Source organism: Corynebacterium sp. HMSC068G04 (assembly GCF_001814885.1).
GTDB lineage: Bacteria > Actinomycetota > Actinomycetes > Mycobacteriales > Mycobacteriaceae > Corynebacterium > Corynebacterium hiratae.
This window is the reverse complement of record NZ_KV818301.1, coordinates 128,520-146,185: the sequence shown is the minus strand read 5'-3', so window position 1 is coordinate 146,185 and position 17,666 is coordinate 128,520. Positions and strand designations below refer to the sequence as shown.

General features: G+C 61.8%; 13 protein-coding genes. 4 read left to right on the top strand and 9 right to left on the bottom strand.

Annotated elements, in window-relative coordinates:
• The first annotated feature begins 158 nt into the window (after nt 1-158).
• Nucleotides 159-1,625, top strand: coding sequence for a helix-turn-helix domain-containing protein (locus tag HMPREF2993_RS03995; RefSeq protein ID WP_070701105.1), 1,467 nt, complete (start codon nt 159-161; stop codon nt 1,623-1,625).
• A gap of 64 nt (nt 1,626-1,689) precedes the next feature.
• Here HMPREF2993_RS03995 and HMPREF2993_RS03990 read toward each other — a convergent pair whose 3' ends face one another.
• From HMPREF2993_RS03990 to gabT (HMPREF2993_RS03975), 4 genes are all read right to left on the bottom strand, one after another.
• Nucleotides 1,690-3,000 (bottom strand): YkvI family membrane protein, encoded by a 1,311-nt coding sequence (locus tag HMPREF2993_RS03990; RefSeq protein WP_049156025.1) that lies wholly within the window; start codon nt 2,998-3,000, stop codon nt 1,690-1,692.
• Nucleotides 3,001-3,099: 99 nt separating this feature from the next.
• Entirely contained in the window at nt 3,100-4,077 is a 978-nt protein-coding gene (locus HMPREF2993_RS03985) for an alpha/beta hydrolase (protein WP_070701103.1), read from the bottom strand.
• A 13-nt stretch (nt 4,078-4,090) separates the two neighbouring features.
• Nucleotides 4,091-5,539, bottom strand: coding sequence for a flavin-containing monooxygenase (locus HMPREF2993_RS03980; RefSeq protein WP_070680743.1), 1,449 nt, complete (start codon nt 5,537-5,539; stop codon nt 4,091-4,093).
• 36 nt (nt 5,540-5,575) lie between these two features.
• Nucleotides 5,576-6,901 (bottom strand): 4-aminobutyrate--2-oxoglutarate transaminase, encoded by a 1,326-nt coding sequence (gene gabT / locus HMPREF2993_RS03975; RefSeq protein WP_070701101.1) that lies wholly within the window; start codon nt 6,899-6,901, stop codon nt 5,576-5,578.
• Nucleotides 6,902-7,066: 165 nt separating this feature from the next.
• On the opposite strand from gabT (HMPREF2993_RS03975), the gene HMPREF2993_RS03970 reads away from it, so the two are divergent.
• Nucleotides 7,067-8,539, top strand: coding sequence for a helix-turn-helix domain-containing protein (locus HMPREF2993_RS03970; protein ID WP_246819140.1), 1,473 nt, complete (start codon nt 7,067-7,069; stop codon nt 8,537-8,539).
• A 4-nt stretch (nt 8,540-8,543) separates the two neighbouring features.
• Here the strand turns inward: HMPREF2993_RS03970 and HMPREF2993_RS03965 are convergent, their stop codons facing one another.
• A complete protein-coding gene (locus HMPREF2993_RS03965; protein WP_070701099.1) occupies nt 8,544-9,989 on the bottom strand; it encodes a PucR family transcriptional regulator in 1,446 nt (481 codons plus the stop codon).
• Between the two features lie 117 nt (nt 9,990-10,106).
• On the opposite strand from HMPREF2993_RS03965, the gene gabT (HMPREF2993_RS03960) reads away from it, so the two are divergent.
• Both gabT (HMPREF2993_RS03960) and HMPREF2993_RS03955 read left to right on the top strand, forming a co-directional pair.
• Nucleotides 10,107-11,435 carry a 4-aminobutyrate--2-oxoglutarate transaminase gene (gabT, locus tag HMPREF2993_RS03960; protein WP_049156030.1) on the top strand — a complete coding sequence of 443 codons (1,329 nt, stop codon included), beginning with the start codon at nt 10,107-10,109 and terminating at the stop codon, nt 11,433-11,435.
• Nucleotides 11,436-11,508: 73 nt separating this feature from the next.
• Nucleotides 11,509-12,738 (top strand): aromatic amino acid transport family protein, encoded by a 1,230-nt coding sequence (locus tag HMPREF2993_RS03955; RefSeq protein ID WP_070701097.1) that lies wholly within the window; start codon nt 11,509-11,511, stop codon nt 12,736-12,738.
• 224 nt (nt 12,739-12,962) lie between these two features.
• On the opposite strand, the gene HMPREF2993_RS03950 is transcribed toward HMPREF2993_RS03955, so the two are convergent.
• From HMPREF2993_RS03950 to HMPREF2993_RS03935, 4 genes are all read right to left on the bottom strand, one after another.
• Nucleotides 12,963-13,736, bottom strand: coding sequence for a nuclear transport factor 2 family protein (locus HMPREF2993_RS03950; protein ID WP_070701095.1), 774 nt, complete (start codon nt 13,734-13,736; stop codon nt 12,963-12,965).
• A gap of 9 nt (nt 13,737-13,745) precedes the next feature.
• A complete protein-coding gene (locus tag HMPREF2993_RS03945; RefSeq protein ID WP_070701093.1) occupies nt 13,746-15,122 on the bottom strand; it encodes an NAD-dependent succinate-semialdehyde dehydrogenase in 1,377 nt (458 codons plus the stop codon).
• Between the two features lie 150 nt (nt 15,123-15,272).
• A complete protein-coding gene (locus HMPREF2993_RS03940) occupies nt 15,273-16,313 on the bottom strand; it encodes a histidinol-phosphate transaminase (RefSeq protein ID WP_070545231.1) in 1,041 nt (346 codons plus the stop codon).
• 13 nt (nt 16,314-16,326) lie between these two features.
• Nucleotides 16,327-17,664: an aromatic amino acid transport family protein gene (locus HMPREF2993_RS03935; RefSeq protein ID WP_070545229.1), complete on the bottom strand. Its 1,338-nt coding sequence runs from the start codon at nt 17,662-17,664 to the stop codon at nt 16,327-16,329.
• Nucleotides 17,665-17,666: the final 2 nt, after the last annotated feature.

Below are 17,666 nucleotides of genomic sequence, written 5' to 3'. Positions count from 1 at the left end.
CGGTTGAGAGGGATCTTCATATGGCACGAGGAGGGGAGCAATGGAGAAACGGTGAATTGAGAGTGAAGAAGGTGGAGGAAACTCCAAACAAGCAGGTTGGGGCATACTAGAATTAGCCGGAGAAAAGTAAGATAGGACACTATTTTCCGGAGGGATAAGTGGCGTCACAAGATAATCCGGTGCTCCGGATCGCCGATCTCGTCGTGATGGAGCCGCGGCTGCGCCGCTTGAGCAGGGCGCTCGAGGATGAGAATTTTGTGGGGCTGTGCGCCGAGGGCGATGGGGATGTGGCGGACTGGCTAGTCCTTCCCCGGCCGGAGGGAAACCCGCGCGCTATCCAGCGCCGGCTGGTCGACGCCGCCGGGGTCATCTTCCTCGACTCCGAGTTCGATGAGCAGGAAGTCCTGGACTCGGTGGAGGGAACCGGCGCCGTCCTGTACGGCACCGACGGGATCACGCGCCAAGATATCCGGCGCGCGGTGGATGAGCTTTTGCGGCGCCAACCCAACCTGGCATCCTGGCGCAAGCTCAGCACCATCGGGCAATTAAGCCCCGGGTTAGTCAACCCAGCGCCGGAATCCGAGATCCTTGCGCGCTTTGCCAGGTTCAGCGGGGATTCCCTGCTGCTGTTGACCGTTGACGGCCGGGTTATTGCCGCCGCCGGCGAGCTGCCCGCGCGGAGTATCGCGCGTTCCCTGTCGGTGGTGATAAACCACAGCACCACGACCATGCACGTGGGGCGTTGGAAGGTCTTTGCACGGTGGCTCGACATTGCTGGCGAAAGCCCCTCTTTCGACCACGGCTACTGGCTGATCCGCGGGCGGCAAACCAGTCAGGATGCAGACTTCGATGACCCCGCTTTCGCGGCGCTGGAGGAGCTGCTCACCGCTTCCCTGATGGCGCAGAGAAACATCCAGCGCAACCACGTCGCCGAATCGAGCGCGCTGATGGTGGCGTTGTGCGATGAGAATTCGAATAGGGAAGAAGTGGCCACCACGTTGCGCAGGCGGGGCTTTTCGGAGCATGCCAAGATGCGGCTCCTTGTCTCCGATTCCGTCAAGGATTCCTACCGCAGCGATGTGCGCGACAAGGCCTTCGCCTTGGCCCAGGATGCGGGCGTGCCGCTGGTGCTGGGCTATGTGTCCGGCCGCACCTGCGTGTTGACTACCCATTCGGGAGCGGAGGGGAAGATCGCGGACGTGCTCTTCGGCTCCGTCGGGCTTTCTGATCCCTTCGATACCGTTGAGGAAGGCCCGGCAGCGTGGCTCCAGGCCCTGCTTGCCGCCGTGGTGGTAGAACGCACGCATTCCTTGCACCTGCAGAGCCTGGAGTTTGCTCACTGCAGTGCCATCGAGAAGGCAGCGGCCTACCTGGGCCAGCGCGGCTTGGAGGACGCAGTGGGGGAGCTCGACCGCGCGATTGAGGGGATTAAGGATGGCGAAGAGATCTTTCGCGCCTATGAAGCTGAAAGCTTCTCCGTGGCCCGGGCCGCGAAGGCCGTGGGCGTGCACGCCAATACGGTCCGGCACCGGCTGGAAGCTCTGGAGGAACGGATCCGGTTCTCCGATGCGGATCTGGTTTTGTGGGCGCTGTGGAAAGCGCTGCGCCCCCGCATGCAGCGCTAGGCGGCTGGATGCGGGGGCACGGAGAAGGTGTGAGAGTAGAGAGTGAGAGGGGGAGTGGAGAGAACTACACCTTCTTCTTGCTGCGCGGGATGGGCTTGCCGGTGATCAGCGCGTGGAGCTTGCCGTCACCGATCTGCAGCTCTTCCGGAATGTCCTCGGAATCAACCTCGGTCATGATCTCCTTGATGAAGTCAGATTCCGGGATGGAGGAGTTGCGAGCGATGGCCACTAGCTCACGAGCCTCCTCATCGGAGAGGTGGTTGTCATTCTCAAAGCGCTTCTTGAGTAGCTCACGCGCGCGGCGGCGCAGGTCGGCCTCAGATTGCAGGTCCTTGCGGTTCTTCAACCATGCGAAGCCGATGATGAACATGATGGCAATGCCCATGTATCCAAGAATCGGGTAGACCCAGCCGATGAGGTTGGAGAAGCCGATGAAGGAAAGCACGAAGCCGATGAGCACGGAGATGACATAGACCTTGTAGAAGTTCTGCGGCTTGCCGCGGGTGAGGCGCTTGGCAAAGGCATAGAACATGCCAATCGCGGTGTTATAAATCATGCCGTAGATGGCGACGGACATGGCGATACCGAGCGCCGGGTGAATCTGCTCAATCATGGCCAGCGTTGGCATCTCGGCCTCGGTGATCGGGCCTACGGAGACGTAGAGACCGCCGACCAGGACCGCCAGCAGGAAGAGGAAGCATGCGCCGCCGAGAATGCCGCCGTAGCCCACCTCCTTGGCGTCGAGGAAGTTGCCGCCGATGACGATCATCATGGAGACCACCACGATGACGTTCAGTCCCAGGTTATTGATGGCGGAAACCCACCAGTTGGGCAGCGTCGTAGGAAGCTGCTGCGCCTGCTCATTGAGGTGTGACCAATCTGGGTTGGAGGTGAGCACGGTGTAGACCGTGCCGATGGTCAGCAAGACGATGATGAACGGGGTAATGGCGCCAATGGCGATGGTCACCTTGTCCACGTCGAGCAGACCAGTCAGCAGGGTGAGGACGAGCATGAGGACGGCGCCGATCCACACTGGCCAGCCCCATTGCTGGTTGAGGTTGGCGCCGGCACCGGCAAACATGGCGAAGCCGATGCAGAACAGACAGGTCAGCGTGGCGATATCGAGGATCTTCGACACAATGGGGGTGGACACCGCGTTGAACACGGAGGTGTGCTCTTTGGCGCGGTGATAAGAACCTAATTGGAGAATGGTGATGCCGGAGATGGTCATGGCCAGTGCCGTTACGATGGCGCCGACGACGCCCATGTTGCCGAAAGCAACGAAATACTGGAGGGCCTCGCGGCCCGAAGCGAAAGAGGCACCCGCGAGCACGCCGATGAATGCCATCGCGATGCCGAATGAGCGTTTAAGCATGGTGAACCTAACTTTAGGTGGACAGAAATATTTACTTATGCAAACGGGGCAGGCGGCCTGGGAAAGGTGCCTGCCCCGTGCGTGATGGAGCGGAAGCTTTTAGTTCGCTGCCGCCTTGATGAACTCGGCGATACCAGCGAGCTCCTCCTCGCCGCGGTCAATGACCGCAGCAGAGGTAAACAGCCCGTGGTGGTAGCCCAGAAGGTGCTTGTGCGTGACGTCGACGCCTGCCTTGGCCAGCTTCCCGGCATACTCGATGCCCTCGTCCGCCAGCGGATCGTTATCCACCGTGATAACGAGTGACGGGGGCAGGCCCTCCGGCAGCTCGTGCAGCAGCGGGGAGAGATCCTTCGCCGTGCGCTGCGATTCCTCCGTAACGAAGGTATCGATGAACCAGCGCATGGTGTCAGAGGCCAGCGGGAAGCCCTCTTCCAGGCGCTTGTAGGAGGCACCGTTCTCGGTTCGCTCGCGGGAGCAATCCGTGATCGGGTAGAGCAGGATCTGGGAGCTGAGCTTGGCGACGCCCTCCTCACCCACGAACTCGTTCGCCATCACGGCGGCGAGCTGGCCACCGGCCGAGTCGCCAGCCACCGCGATGGAGGTCACGGTCAGGCCATGCTCAGCCGAGGAGTCGGACAACCAGCGGTAGGCAGCGCGGCAATCGTCGATAGCAGCCGGGTAGGTGTGCTCCGGGGCAAGGCGATAGTCCACCGCAACGACCGGGAGACCAGTCAGCACCGCGATACGGCGTACCGAGGAGTGGTGGGTCTCTAGGTTGCCCATGAGCCAGCCGCCGCCGTGCATGTAGAGCACCGCTGGGGTCTCCTGGCCGCGCTCCGCCTCCGGGCGGGGGTCGTAGAGGCGAACCTGGAAGTCCTCGACCTGGAAATCCGTGGTCGCGGGTTCCTTCTCCTCGTGGAGCGGGTTGGCGTGGGCCGAGGCTACGTAGTTCTCACGCACCTGCGGGATGGGGAAGTTATGGAAGGACTTCGCCCCACCATCGCGGAAAGGTTTCAGCGCCTTCCACGCATCCTCAGTGACGGGACGCCCGGAAAATTCGTCGTGCAGAGTGTGCATTGTGAACTACCTCCTAGACCAGCTCGTAGTCATTGAGCTCGAGCTTGTCGGTCAGCTCGTAGTACTCAGCAACGTTGCCGGACCAGTTGTTGATGACGCGGCCTTCTTCGTTCTTGTACCAGGAGGAGCAGTCAGCGGAGAACGCAGATTCCTCGAGTTCCTTCTGGATGCGGGTGTTGAACTCGTCGATGACGTTCTTCTTCACATCCAGGGCTGCCTCCGGGTTCTCGCGCAGGTACGCAACGGCCTGGGAGATGTAGCGGTCCTGTGCCTCGAGCATGGCCACCACGGAGTGGTGGTTGAGGTTGGTGTTCGGGCCGTAGAGCATGAAGAAGTTCGGGAAGCCGTCCACGGTCATGCCCAGGTACGCCTCCGGGGAGTTGCCCCAGCGCTCGCGCAGGTCGATGCCGTCGCGGCCAGCAATCGGCAGATCACCCTGGAACTCCTGGGAGTAGAAGCCGGTGGCGTAGATGACGACGTCGAAGTCGTGCTCGGCACCGTCGTCGGTGCGGATGCCGGTCTCGGTGAACTTCTCGATGCCAGCGGTGATGAGCTCTACGTTGTCACGGTTGAAGGTGGGGTAGAAGTTATCGGAGCGCAGGATGCGCTTGCAGCCGAAGGCGAAGTTCGGGGTGAGCTTCTCCACCAGCTCCGGGTCGTTGACCTGGGAGCGCAGATGCTCCATGGCCTGCTCGACACCCTCGGCAGCGGAATCGGTGCCCTTGCGGGTGCGGTCGAAGCCTTCCTCGCGAACCTCGTGGATCTCCTGGCGGATAGCGCGGTAGGAATCCGGGTTTTCCTTGAACTCCTTGAGCTCTTCCTCGGTGAAGATGACCTGGTTGCGCGGCAGGATGTAGTTAGCGGAGCGCTGGAACACGGAGAGCTTCTCCGCGACCTCGGCGACCTCCGGAACCAGCTGAACTGCAGAAGCAGCGTTGCCGATGACAGCAACCTTCTTGCCGGCTAGGTCAACGTCGTGGTTCCACTCAGCGGAGTGGAACTGCACGCCCTGGAAAGCCTCGCGGTTCGGGAAGTTCGGGATCTTCGGCTTGGAGAGCTGGCCCCACGCGCCAACGAAGACGCGGCCGTAGTAGGTCTCGCCGTTAGCCTCGATCTCCCACGCCTTGAGGTCTTCCTTCCACTCGGCGTTGGTGATGCGGTGGTTGAACTTGATGTGATCGTAGAGGTTGAACTCCTCGGCGAGAGCCTTGAGGTAGCCCTGCATCTCGTCTTGACCGGCGAACATGCGGGAGACGCCGAGGTTGAGGAAGTAGGAGTAGCAGTAGATCAGAGCCTGAGTATCGCAGGCAGCACCCGGGTAGGTGTTGTCGCGCCAGACGCCGCCGACCTCATCGGCAGCCTCGAGGATGAGGAAGTCCTTCTGCTCGTCGCGGACCAGCTGGGCACCCATGCCCAGTCCGCCGTAGCCGGTGCCGAGGATGATGCAATCGTAGATCTTCATGGTGATGTGTCTCCTTTAAGACGGTGGTGGTTCGGATTAGTTTGCGCGGATGGCTTCGGCCAGGACCTGGAGGCCGTCGCGCAGGGTGGACTCGTTGATGACCAGCGGCGGCAGGAGGCGGATGACGTTGCCGTCGAGGCCGCAGGTGAGGATGAGCACGCCCTGCTCGCGGCAGGTCTTGGCCACCTTGGCGGTGAGGTCAGCGTTCGGCTGGTTGTTGTCGTCGACCAGCTCGATGGCGATCATGGCGCCGCGGCCGCGGACCTCGGCGACGGTGGTGAGCTCAAGCAGCGGCTCCAGCTCCTCGCGGATGATGGCCTCGATCTCGCGGGCGCGGGAAGCCAGGTCCAGCTCCTCCATCTCCTCGAAGGCTGCCAGGGAAGCAGCACAGGCCACCGGGTTACCGGCGTAGGTGCCGCCCAGGGAACCCGGGTCCGGGGCATCCATGATCTCGGCGCGGCCGGTCACAGCGGACAGTGGCATGCCGCCGCCCACGCCCTTGGCGGTGGTGATGAGGTCCGGGATGATGCCCTCGTCATCGCAGGCGAACCAGGAACCAGTGCGGCAGATGCCGGCCTGGATCTCATCGGCGATGAAGACGACGCCGTTGTCGGTGCACCATTCCTGCAGTGCCGGGAGGAAGCCCTTGGCCGGCTCGACGAAGCCGCCCTCGCCCTGCACCGGCTCGATGATGACGGCAGCCAGCTCCTCGGTGCCGACGTACTGCTCGATGTAGCGCAGGGTGCGCGCTGCAGCCTGCTTGCCGTCGAGGCCGTCGCGCAGCGGGTAGGACATCGGCGCGCGGTAGATATCAGCGGCCAGGGTGCCAAAGCCCTGCTTGTAGGGCTTGTTCTTGGCGGTCATGGTCATGGTGAGGTTGGTGCGGCCGTGGAAGGCGCCGTCGAAGACCACGACGCGGTTCTTGCCGGTGTAGCGGCGAGCGATTTTGATGGCGTTCTCCACTGCCTCAGCACCGGTGGAGAAGAGGCAGGTCTTCTTCTCGTGGGTGCCCGGGGTCAGCTCGTTGAGCTTCTTGCAGACATCAATGAAGCCCTGGTACGGAGCGTTGAGGAAGCAGGTGTGGGTGAGGTGGCTGGCGGCCTCGGCGACGGCCTTGGCAACGCGCTGGTTGGAAGCGCCGACGGAGGTCACGGCGATGCCGGATGCGAAGTCGACGATGGTGTTGCCGTCGACGTCGACAAGCACGCCACCGTCACCGTCGGTGATGTAGGAGGGGTAGCCCGGGATGACGCCAGCGGCGACGTCTGCTTCACGGGTGGCATTCAGCTCCTGGCTGTGGGGGCCAGGGATTGCGGTGGAGACATTCCGCTCCTGGGGGAGGCGGTGCTTGAGATCCTGCATGCTGTCTGCTCCTTAATACTCGGAATTTTTTATGACGTGGGTCATTCTGGCGGCTAGACTTCAGAAGGGCCATAGACAATCTGGTGAAAGAATGGTTAGAAATTGTCCACATTGGATAAGGGGGTAGCTGCCGGGCTGGAAGAGGGAAACGTTTCTCTCAGATGGTTGGCTAGCCAACCCGATCTGGGGATTGACGTGCTGCACGATTGTGGGCGGCCGTTTTCCGTTATGCACCCCTGTGAACTGCGCGATCCCCGCGAGTTTGTGGGCTCGGGGGCCGTCATCCTGCTCACTGGTATGGCCTTTGAGGGGCAACCCGATCAGCTAGTGGAGTACGTTCGCAGGGTGGCAGAGGGGGGAGTGACGGGGGTGGGCTTCGGCGTTGGTTTAGCCTTCGCTGAGGTCCCACCCGGCATGGTGGAGGCCGCCCGGGGCTGCGATATTTCACTCTTCACGGTGGCGCGGCGCGTGCCTTTCGTCTCGGTGCTCGCGCGTTTGCACGACGAGTTGCAGCGCCAGCGGGAGGAAGGCTTGGAGCTCTTCATTGCTCAGCAGGGCGCGCTCAACGACGCCGCCGTGTCCGGCCTCGACGCCCTCGTGGATAAAACCAGCCGCCTGCTGGGCGCGCATACCTGCCTAGTGGATAAGGATGGGCGGGTTTTCGCGCAGTCGAGCCACCCCGGGCTCCCGCCGGTGGAGTGGGGCCCGGTAATCACGGATACCCGCGCCCAGAATTTCTATGCCGCGCGCCGCGTGGGCGGGTGGAATGTCTTGGCCCAGCGCTTGGCCGATCACGGTGCGCGCTCCTTCGGGCTGCTGGCGGTGGCGCGTGAGAGTTTCGGTGTGAACGAGCGCGCGCTGCTCAAGCAGGCCGCCGGCCTGGCGGAGCTTACCGTGAAGCGCCCGCAGGAATTACGGCGCACCCAAAACGAACTCAACTCCATGGCGATGGCCATTCAGTTGGGTATGGACCAGCCGGAGGATCCCATGCGCCGCATCTTCCGGCTCGTGGGTGATGCGCAGGGCCGCGTGCGTCCGGTCTTGGTGAAATCGGAGGGCGAGCGCGCCCACCAGCGCTTCCTCCACGCCTTGGACGCCCGCCTGCAGGATCACGGGCGCTTGCTTTTCGAATACACGCTGGATAAATCCTCTAGCCTCCTGCTTTTCAGAGGAAGCCGCACAATGAAGAACCTGCAGGACTTGTTGCGCGATATCCGCGGTAGCAAGCGCATCGTCGTGGGCCAGCCCATGCCGTGGGCCGAGCTGGGCGTGGGCATTGTCCGCGAACTAGAGTCCTTCGCTTTCGGGCTTCAGCCCGGGATGTTGGCGGGGCCAGAATCGCGGACGTTGAGCTGGACTAGGGATCCCAGGGTCAAGGGCGCGGTGCACAACCGGGCCGAAGAAACCTGGGGCAAGGTGCGCGCTCACGACGCGGAGCACGGCACCGAGTTGGCGGAAACCCTGGAGGTCTACCTGCGTGCGGGCGGGCACGTGAGCCGAACCGCTGAGGAGCTTCAATCACACCGGCACACCGTGCGCAAGCGCATCGCGGACTTGGAGGATCTCCTCGAGGTGGACCTCAAGGACCCGCTCGTGGCGGCGGAGCTACTGATTCTCGGAGTGAGTGTTACGGACTGAAGCCCTAAGAGTCGATGCTGAGTAAGAGGAGTTCCGCACGGGTGACGGGATTGCTCAGGTCCACCCCGCAGAGGTTTTCTACCTTGTCTAGCCGGGCGCGCACCGTGTGGCGGTGAACGCCCAGCTCCGCCGCAGCGGTGGCCAAGTTGGCGTTGCCCACGAGGAAGGCGCGCAAGGTAGCGAGCAGCTCGGTGTTGCGCTGCACGTCGTGGGCGGCCAAGCGGCTGACCGTGGCCGCGCGCCGGGCGCCGAGGGCCTCCGAGACGCCGGGTTCCGCCAGCCAGGTAGGCGCAGCAGAATCAAAGGCTGCTACGGTGCCAAGGGGCAGGCTGCGCGCATGGCTTTGAAGAGAAGACAGCAGTGCTGGGTTCAGCTCCTGCCACGCAACACCCCGAAGGGCGGAGACGCGAAGGTAGCGCGACTGTTTCTTGAACAGGTGTGAGGTTGCGGTTCCCGGAGGAAGCATGAGAAGTGCAGAATCCTGTTCCGGGCGGACGAAGCTGTGCGGCTCGGTCTTGCCGATCTCACTCACTGTGCGCGCGAGGCGCGACGGGGTCGAAGCCGTGACATAGAGAACATCCACGAGATCGTGGCTATCAATCAAGTGAAAGGCCGCGTGCAGGGCGGGGGAGTCAACGCCGGCGAGCTGGGCATCAAGCGCTAGCGCCCCGAGAATAGCGTGGTTATTGCCATCGGGGTGATCAAGCAGCAGGCTGGCTAGACCCGAAAGATGCCGGATGAGCGCGCGCGAATAAGAATCGAACTTCTCCGTGCGCCTGGCGGCGACGGCCCAACGCCGGCCCGCGGAGCCGAAGGTGCTGGTGATGGTGGCACCTGTGCTTGTCGACGTCCCCGTGCCCCGCCCCGTCTGCTCCGCGGCCTCCACCGCGGCGCTGGCTGCGCTGAGCTGCTCCGCATCTCTCTGGCTGAGCACCGCTCCGGAGGAACTAGCTACCGCTACAGCGGCGCTGAGTTGATTGCTCGCCTCATCGATGAGCGCTTGGATGCCCGACACAGCTGCGTGATTGAGGCGCTCTTGTTGGCGGTGGAAGGTGAAGTGCGCATTGTTTTCGAGGCGGGCCTGTTCCTGGGCTACCGCAGTAGTGATGGACACGAAGCGGGTGGCGCGCGGAATCTCAAAAAGGGTGAGGTGGTGCTGGGAACAAGCACGGGTCAGTACGGGTGGTACCTCGGCGAAGGCGAGTCCGGTACCGAAACCAATGCCGTGTACCCCGGCTGCGGCGAGAGCAGCGGCATAGTGCTCGAAGCCTTCCGGGTCGTCGCGGAAAACGAGCCCCAGAGTGAGCATGAGCGCGCCGGGGGAAGTGAACTCGGTGGGGTCCGCGAGCTCTGAAGCATGGATGGTGCTGAACCCGGGTTTGCCCTCAACGAGCGGGCGCAGGTTCAGCGAGTGCTGGTTGGTGAGCCAGCGGAAGGAAATCTCACTCATGGTGGACAGGCTACACAGTTGTGGGCTCAAAATTTATACACCCTGTCGATAGTGTCGCAAGGGTGGTAGGGGCCACACTAAGTGGCATCCTATTCATCCCAACACAAAAGGAAGACCATGCAGGAACTTCAGTACCACATTGAGCAGTCCCGCCACCTGGGCCAGCAGGTCCCGGGTCCGAAGAGCGCCGCCCTGGATGAGCGTCGCAAGAATGCCCTCCCCGCGGGCATGGCGCCCTCGCTTCCGGGCTACGTGGTGGACGCGGATGGCGGCATTCTTGCCGATGCCGACGGCAACCGCTTCATCGACCTTGCCTCCGGCATCGCCGTGACCTCCGCTGGTGCTTCTAACCCGGCCGTCGTGGCCGCGGTGCAGGAAGCTGTTGCACACTTCACCCACACCTCCTTCACCATTTCCCCGTACGAGTCCTACGTGGCCGTGGCAGAAAAACTCAACGAGGTCACCCCGGGTGATCACCCGAAAAAGACTGCGCTGTTCAACTCCGGCGCGGAGGCTGTTGAGAATGCCGTGAAGATTGCCCGCAACTACACCGGCAAGCGCGGCGTTGTCGTCATGGACCGCGCCTTCCATGGACGCACCAACCTGACCATGGCGATGACCGCCAAGCAGTCGCCCTACAAGAATGGCTTCGGTCCCTTCGCGCCGGAGATCTACCGCGCCCCGATGTCCTACCCGCTGCGTGACGGCCTGAGCGGCGCCGAGGCTGCCAAGAAGACCATCACCATGATTGAGCAGGAAGTCGGCGCAGCCAACCTGGCCTGCGTTGTCGCTGAGCCGATCCAGGGCGAGGGCGGTTTCGTCGTCCCTGCCGAGGGCTACCTCACAGCAATCCAGAAGTGGTGCAACGACAACGACGTGGTCTTCATCGTCGACGAGATCCAGGCAGGCATGATGCGCACCGGCACCTGGTTCGCCTCCGACCATGAGGGAATCGTTCCGGACATGGTGACCATTGCGAAGGGCATTGCCTCCGGCATGCCGCTGTCCGCAGTGACCGGCCGTGCGGAGATCATGGATGCTCCGCAGCCGGGCGGCCTGGGCGGTACCTACACGGGTAACCCGGTGGCTTGTGCTGCTGCGCTGGCAACCTTCAAGGAGTTCGAGGAGAAGGACTTCGGTGCACGTGCCCAGAACCTGGAGAAGATTGCCCGCGAGGAGCTGGAGCCCATCCTGGGCGATGAGCGCGTAGCAGAGTTCCGCGGCCGCGGCGCCATGCTCGCCCTCGAATTCGTCACCGCTGAGGGTGAACCGGATTCCGAGCTGGTGCACAAGATTGCCAACGCCGCCAAGGCTGAGGGCGTGCTCATCCTCACCTGCGGCCTCGACCACAACGTCATCCGCTTCCTGCCCTCCCTGGCCATCCCGGAAGACTTGTGGCGTGAGGCGCTGCAGGTCGTCGTCAAGCAGTTCAACGAGTACAAGTAGCTCACTCTTTCGCTCACCCGGTTCTTTCCGGGTGAGCTCCTGTTTTATTAGTCCTTAGTTATCGGAGAAGTTTTTGTCCAACAACATTTCTGTGTCGCAGAAGGATGAGTCCACGGCGGAGTTCAAACCCGCGCTGTCCTTCGTGCAGGGCATCGCCCTTATCTTCGGCACCAACATCGGTGCTGGAGTCCTCTCTATTCCTTATGCCGCCCGCAACGGAGGGTTCCTCGCACTCGTTATTGCTCTGCTGATAGCAGGTACCCTCACGACCATTTCCATGCTGTACGTGGCGGAGACAGCCATGCGCACCAAGGCGCCGCTGCAGGTTTCCGGATTGGCGGAGCATTACCTGGGGCAGTGGGGCCGCTGGTTGGTTTTCGTGGCCATCATCGTCAACGGTATCGGCGCGCTCATTGCCTATGCCGCTGGTTCGGGTGACTTGATCAACAACATCTTCGGGTTGCCGCCGCTTCTTGGCACGTTGATCTTCTTCGGCTTCGGTTCGTGGGTGATGTACCGCGGCCTGCACACCACGGGTGCAGCTGAGGGAGCCATCACTGCCGGTATGGCGATCATTATCGCGGTGCTGTGTGGATGGACAATCCTGGGACCGGGTATCAAGGCTGAGAACCTGCTGGTTCTTCATCCCTTCTTCATCGTCCCGATTCTGAACCTCGCGGTTTTCTCCTTCCTAGCGCAGTACGTGGTTCCGGAACTGGTGCAGGGCATGGCCCCAGCCAAGCCACAGCAGACCGCGCAGGCAATTGTGCTCGGCATGGTGGTGACGGGCTTTACCTTGGCGTTGGTTCCTTTTGCCGCCCTTGGTCTGCTTGGCATGGAGGTCACCGAGGTGGTGACCATTGCCTGGGGTGAGGCACTGGGGCCGGTGGCCTACTACTTGGCCAATATCTTTGCGCTGGCGGCCATGCTGACGTCGTTCTTGGCGATTGGTTTTACCACCATGCGCAACGTCCTCGACATCTTCCACTGGGAAGGCGTGAAGGGACAGCGCATCGTGGCAGTGGCGCTGACGGTTGTTCCGCCATTGGTGATTTCCATTGCTGGCCTCGGCGGTTTCGTTGCGGCATTGTCCTATGCCGGTGGCTTCGCAGGCGCCATCATGTCCGTCATCCCGGTGATGCTGCTGCACGCCTCCCGTAAGAAGGGCGACCGCGACCCGGGTTGGAACGTGGGCGGACTCGCACACCCGGTAATTCAGGGCACCATCATCGTGGTTTATGTCTTGGCCTTCATCTACTCGATCATTTCCATCCTCGGGTTGGTGCCGGCAGGCTGGGCTTAGGGCCGGCTTTAGATGCGGCACTTTTAGACGCGACGAACTCGCCTAGTTGCCAAAGTTCGGGCCAGATCCTGAGTCAGGAGCGTTGGTTTTGGCAGAACGGGCAGTTGTAGCCCGGCCCTGGAACTAGACCATGCCGAAAACACGAAAAGGCTGGGCTGCTCCCCATATCAAGGAGCGGCCCAGCCTTTCGGCATGCTGCCTAGGTTTGCAACTGAGGCTACGGCCTAGAAGATGCCGTGCTTATGAAGCGCCTCGTCATCGGACGGGACCTCAGAAATGGCATCCCACATTTCGACGAGCTTGCCGTCCTCGACGCGCCACAGCTCGCAATAGGAATGGCGCGCACCAGCGATGCTGCCTTCGGAATGGGTCAGAACGAACTGTCCTTGTGCAACCGTGCGGTGGATGCGCTCATACTCTAGACCTTCGCCATCCTCCTGCAGCTTGGTGAGGAAATCGACACAGTTCTGAGCGCCATCGGCGATATCAGGGGAGTGCTGGGCAAACTGATCATCACGGGTGTTGTCGATGAAGCCGGAGTAATCAGCGCCGATGAGCGAGCGGGTGAAGAACTCGATGACGAACTCTCGGTTCTGCTCGGTGAGGCTCTCATCACCGATCTCGGTAGCGCCATCGAGCTGCGTGCGGCCGCTTGCGTTCGGTTCCGCAAGGGGAACGAGGTTGTCCCAGTGCTCGACAATCTTGTCGCCCTCGACGCGGTAGATATCGAAACCAACGAACGGCTCATCCTCGATGCCGTCGAAGCGACCATGCAAAGCGACGAGGCCGTTGGCTTCGTCGGCAATCACCCGGGCGTTGGTGTACTTCAGACCCTCGCCCAGATCCGTGACAAACTTCTTGAGACCTTCTGCATCATTAGCGATGAGGGGAGAGTGCTCCACGAAGTTGTCGGCGAAGTGCTTGTCCAGGACGGAGATATCGTGGCCGTCGAAAAGCGCGGTGTGGACCTCGAGAACGAAGTTTCCTAGTGACGTCATGGGATCTCCTTAGTTGGCCACGAAGTAGGTGCGCTTGTTGACAAACTCATCCATGCCGTAGGGGCCCAGCTCGCGGCCGTAGCCGGAGTTCTTCACACCACCGAACGGGACCTCGGCGCCCTCCGCCGCGTAGGTGTTGACGTTGGACATGCCGACCTCCAGGCGCTGGGCAATCTTCTCAGCGCGCTCGACGTCCTTGGAGAAGACGCAACCGCCCAGGCCGTACTGGGTGTCGTTGGCCAGCTCGAGAGCCTCTTCGTCGCTGCTGACCTTGAACACGGTCGCCACGGGGCCGAAGAGTTCTTCGTAGTAGACATCAGCGCCAACCGGGACATCGGTCAGCACGGCGGGGCTGAAGTAGGAAGACTTCTCATCCGCCAGCTCACCGCCGACGTGCAGGGTGGCGCCGGCGGCCACGATGCGGTCGATCTGATCCTTGAGGTTTTCTGCCGCGCTGCGCGAAGACAACGGGGTGTAGACGGTTTCGGAAGCCTCCTGCGGGGTACCAGGCTTCATAGCCTTTGCGAGCTCGACCAGCTCAGCGACGAACTCGTCGTAGATATCGTCCATCACGATCAGGCGCTTGTTGGAGTTACACGCCTGGCCGGTGTTGTACATGCGGGTCTCCCACGCGTCCTTGGCTGCCTGCTTGACGTCATCGGTGTCGAGGATGACGTACGGGTCGGAGCCACCGAGCTCGAGAACTGCCTTCTTGAGGTTCTTCGCAGCCAGAGAGCCCACCGCAGCACCAGCGCGCTCGGAGCCGGTGAGGGACACACCGCGCAGCTCCTTGTGCTCGATGATCTTCTCTGCCTGCTCGTGGGTAGCGAAGACGTTGGTGTAGACGCCCTTGGGAACACCGGCATCATCCATGATCTTTTGGATGGCAAGCGCGGAGCGCGGGCAGATGGTGGCGTGCTTCAAGACGATGGTGTTGCCCAGCATCAGATTCGGGGCGGCGAAGCGCGCGACCTGGTAGTAGGGGAAGTTCCACGGCATGATGCCCAGCAGAGCGCCGATGGGGCGGCGCTGAATGTAGCCCTTGCCGTCCATCTCGACGGGGATTTCCTCGTCGGCGGCGAACTTGGGGCCGTTGTCGGCGTAGTAGCTAAAGATAGCGCCGCTGAACTCAGCCTCCTCGACGCCCTCGGAGATCGGCTTGCCCATTTCGGTAGCGATGATCTCTGCGAGCTCATCCTTGCGCTCTTCGAAGAGCTCGGCAACGCGTGTGACTACCTTGGCGCGCTCCTCGATCGGGGTCTCGCGCCAGCTGAGGAATGCCTCGTGCGCGGAGTCGACAGCGGCCAGGACCTCCTGGTCAGTAGCGTGATCAAAAGTCTCGAGAACCTCACCGGTAGCGGGGTTTTCTACGCGAAATCCGGACATTGCTTCATCCTCCAATGATTGAAGTGTGTATGGTTGCGTCCCATTATGGGGTTGTATGTGACTTATTGCAAGGTCCTTGCGTTTTATGTCATTTGTCTCAGTATGGGCTTATGGGGCACTTGGGCTGAGGGGGTGAAAGGAGGAGGCCACCTAGCCCCGCCAAGGTTGAATCCCCGCGCGGCGCCAGGCTTCCAAGAACTGGGTGGTTTCTGCTTCATCGGTGATGGACACGCGCACACCCTCATCGAGGTAGCGGCGGATGACCACGCCTTCATCGAGCATTTTCGTCTCCACCTCTTCGGCATCTGGGCGCGGCAGCCAGACGAAATTGCCATAGGACTTCTCGGCTCCCAGTTCTGCGCAGACGCGGTCGCGTTGTGCTTTGGTGATCTCGACGGCGTCGTCAAGCTCGTCGTGGCGCTTGAGCACCTCCACGGCGGCAGTTTCTGCCATGGCGGTCACCGTCAGCGGTAGGGAGAGCAGCCGCAGCGCGTTGATGATCTCTTCGCCTGCCACCGCGTAGCCCACGCGCATGCCGGCCAAACCCCAGGCCTTGGAGAAGGTGCGCACGCCCAGCAGGTTGGGGTAGCGCTGGTATTCCTCCACCGAATCCGGGGTATCGGGTGCGTCGTTGTATTCCCAGTAAGCCTCATCCAACAGCACGACGACGTCCTTGGGTACCTGGTCCATGAAGGCGCGGAATTCACCGCGCGTGATGACGGTGCCCGTCGGGTTATTGGGGTTGCACAGGATGATGAGCTTGGTCTTCTCCGTCAGAGCGGCGAGGACTGCCTCCAAGTCGACGCGGTAATCCTCCGTGAGAGGGACCAGGATCGGTTCCGCGCCGGCCATACGCACGTAGAGGGGGTAGGCCTCGAAGCTGCGCCAGGGCACGATGACCTCATCGCCGGTCTGACAAGAAGCCAAGATGGTGGCCTGCAGGATGGGCGTGGAACCCGCGGAGACGAAGATATTATCTGCTGGGACTCCTAGGTAATTGCACAAGGCATTGGTGAGTTCCAGGCTGCCGGGCTGCTGGTAGCGGTTGGTGGTGCGGGCGGCGTCGGCAACCGCGGCAATGATGTCCTCGGCAGGCGGGAAGGGGACCTCATTGGAGGAGAGTTTCAAGGCATTGGGGAAATCCTTGCCTACCTTGTACTCGGGGAAGCTTGAGAGATCACTACGAAGCATAATCACGTCCTTTCTAAATCATGTCCCAGATGGTCACGGCCATAATCAGCAGGCCCATGCCGAAGACGAAGTAGTTCCACGGGTCATTGCGGAATTTCTTGTACACGTCCAGTTTCTTGAACATATACACCGGAACCAGGTAGACGATGAACGCCACGAAGACACCGGAGACAACCGAAATCATGGAAATGATGGAGGGGTTAAAGATCGCCACGAGCGTGGTGCACACGAAGGCGATGAGATAAATGATGTTGAGCAGCGTGCGGTGCGAGACCTTCTCCGCCAGCTTCGGCGCAGCGTTCTTCAACAGGTACTCCGTGCCTTCTTCGGTACCGAGCATGTGGCCGAAGTAGGAGGAGACGATGGCGCAGATGACCACGATGGGGGCCATGTAAGCCATGAACGGAGTGCCAGTGACGTTGGCGAAGTAGGAGAGCACCGGGATGTTTTGCTCGAGGGCCTCATTCATGCCGTCGGCGCCGAGTGCGAGGACGCAGGACCACACGAAGAACATAGTGAAGACGACGAGCAGGATAGCGGTGTAGAACTCCGTGCGGGAAACGCGCTTCTCGGTCTTCTCGCCGTACTGCGGCTGCATGTCGATGGCGAACTGCGACAGCGCCGCCATGTGGGAGAAGGAGAAGACCAGCACCGGCAGGATGAGGAAGATGCCCTTGATGATGCCGCCGTAGCCATTCGAGCCGTCATCGAAATGGATGAAGCTCTGGAGGTCCCAGCGTGGGATGAGGTAGATGGAGGTGACGGCCAGGGCGATAATCAGCGGGTAGACCAGCACCTGGGCCAGCCAGATCATCGGCTTGCGGCCGATGGCGAAGGCGCCGGTCATCACGCCCACGCAGAGCATGGCCAGCAGCCACCGGTCGAGCGACGGGCCACCCAGCTGGTTGACAATGAAGCTATCCACCGCGTTGGTGATGGAGACACCGTAGATGAGGACGGTGGAAAAGACCGTGATCCAGTACAGCACCGCGAAGACGATTCCTTGGCCTTTGCCCAGATACTGGGAGACCAACTCGAGGATGTCCTTGCCGTGGTCCTCTTTGGGCGCGCCCGCAACAATCCGCGCGTAGGTGCGGTGTGAAAAGTACACCAGCGGGAAAATGAAGACCGTGGCGAAGACCAGCGGCCAGAACCCGAAACCGCCGGCATTCAGCGGTAGGAAGAGGATGCCAGCACCCACGGCGGTGCCGAAGAGCGTAATGATCCACGATGCAGTGGAGGCAGCGGGGCGCTGCTTGGCGACGACCCCATCGCCCACAATGTGCTCGCCTTCCTTCAGCTGGCTAGCGGGTACGGCGTTCGAAGTTGGAGGAGTATGTGTCGTGCTCATGG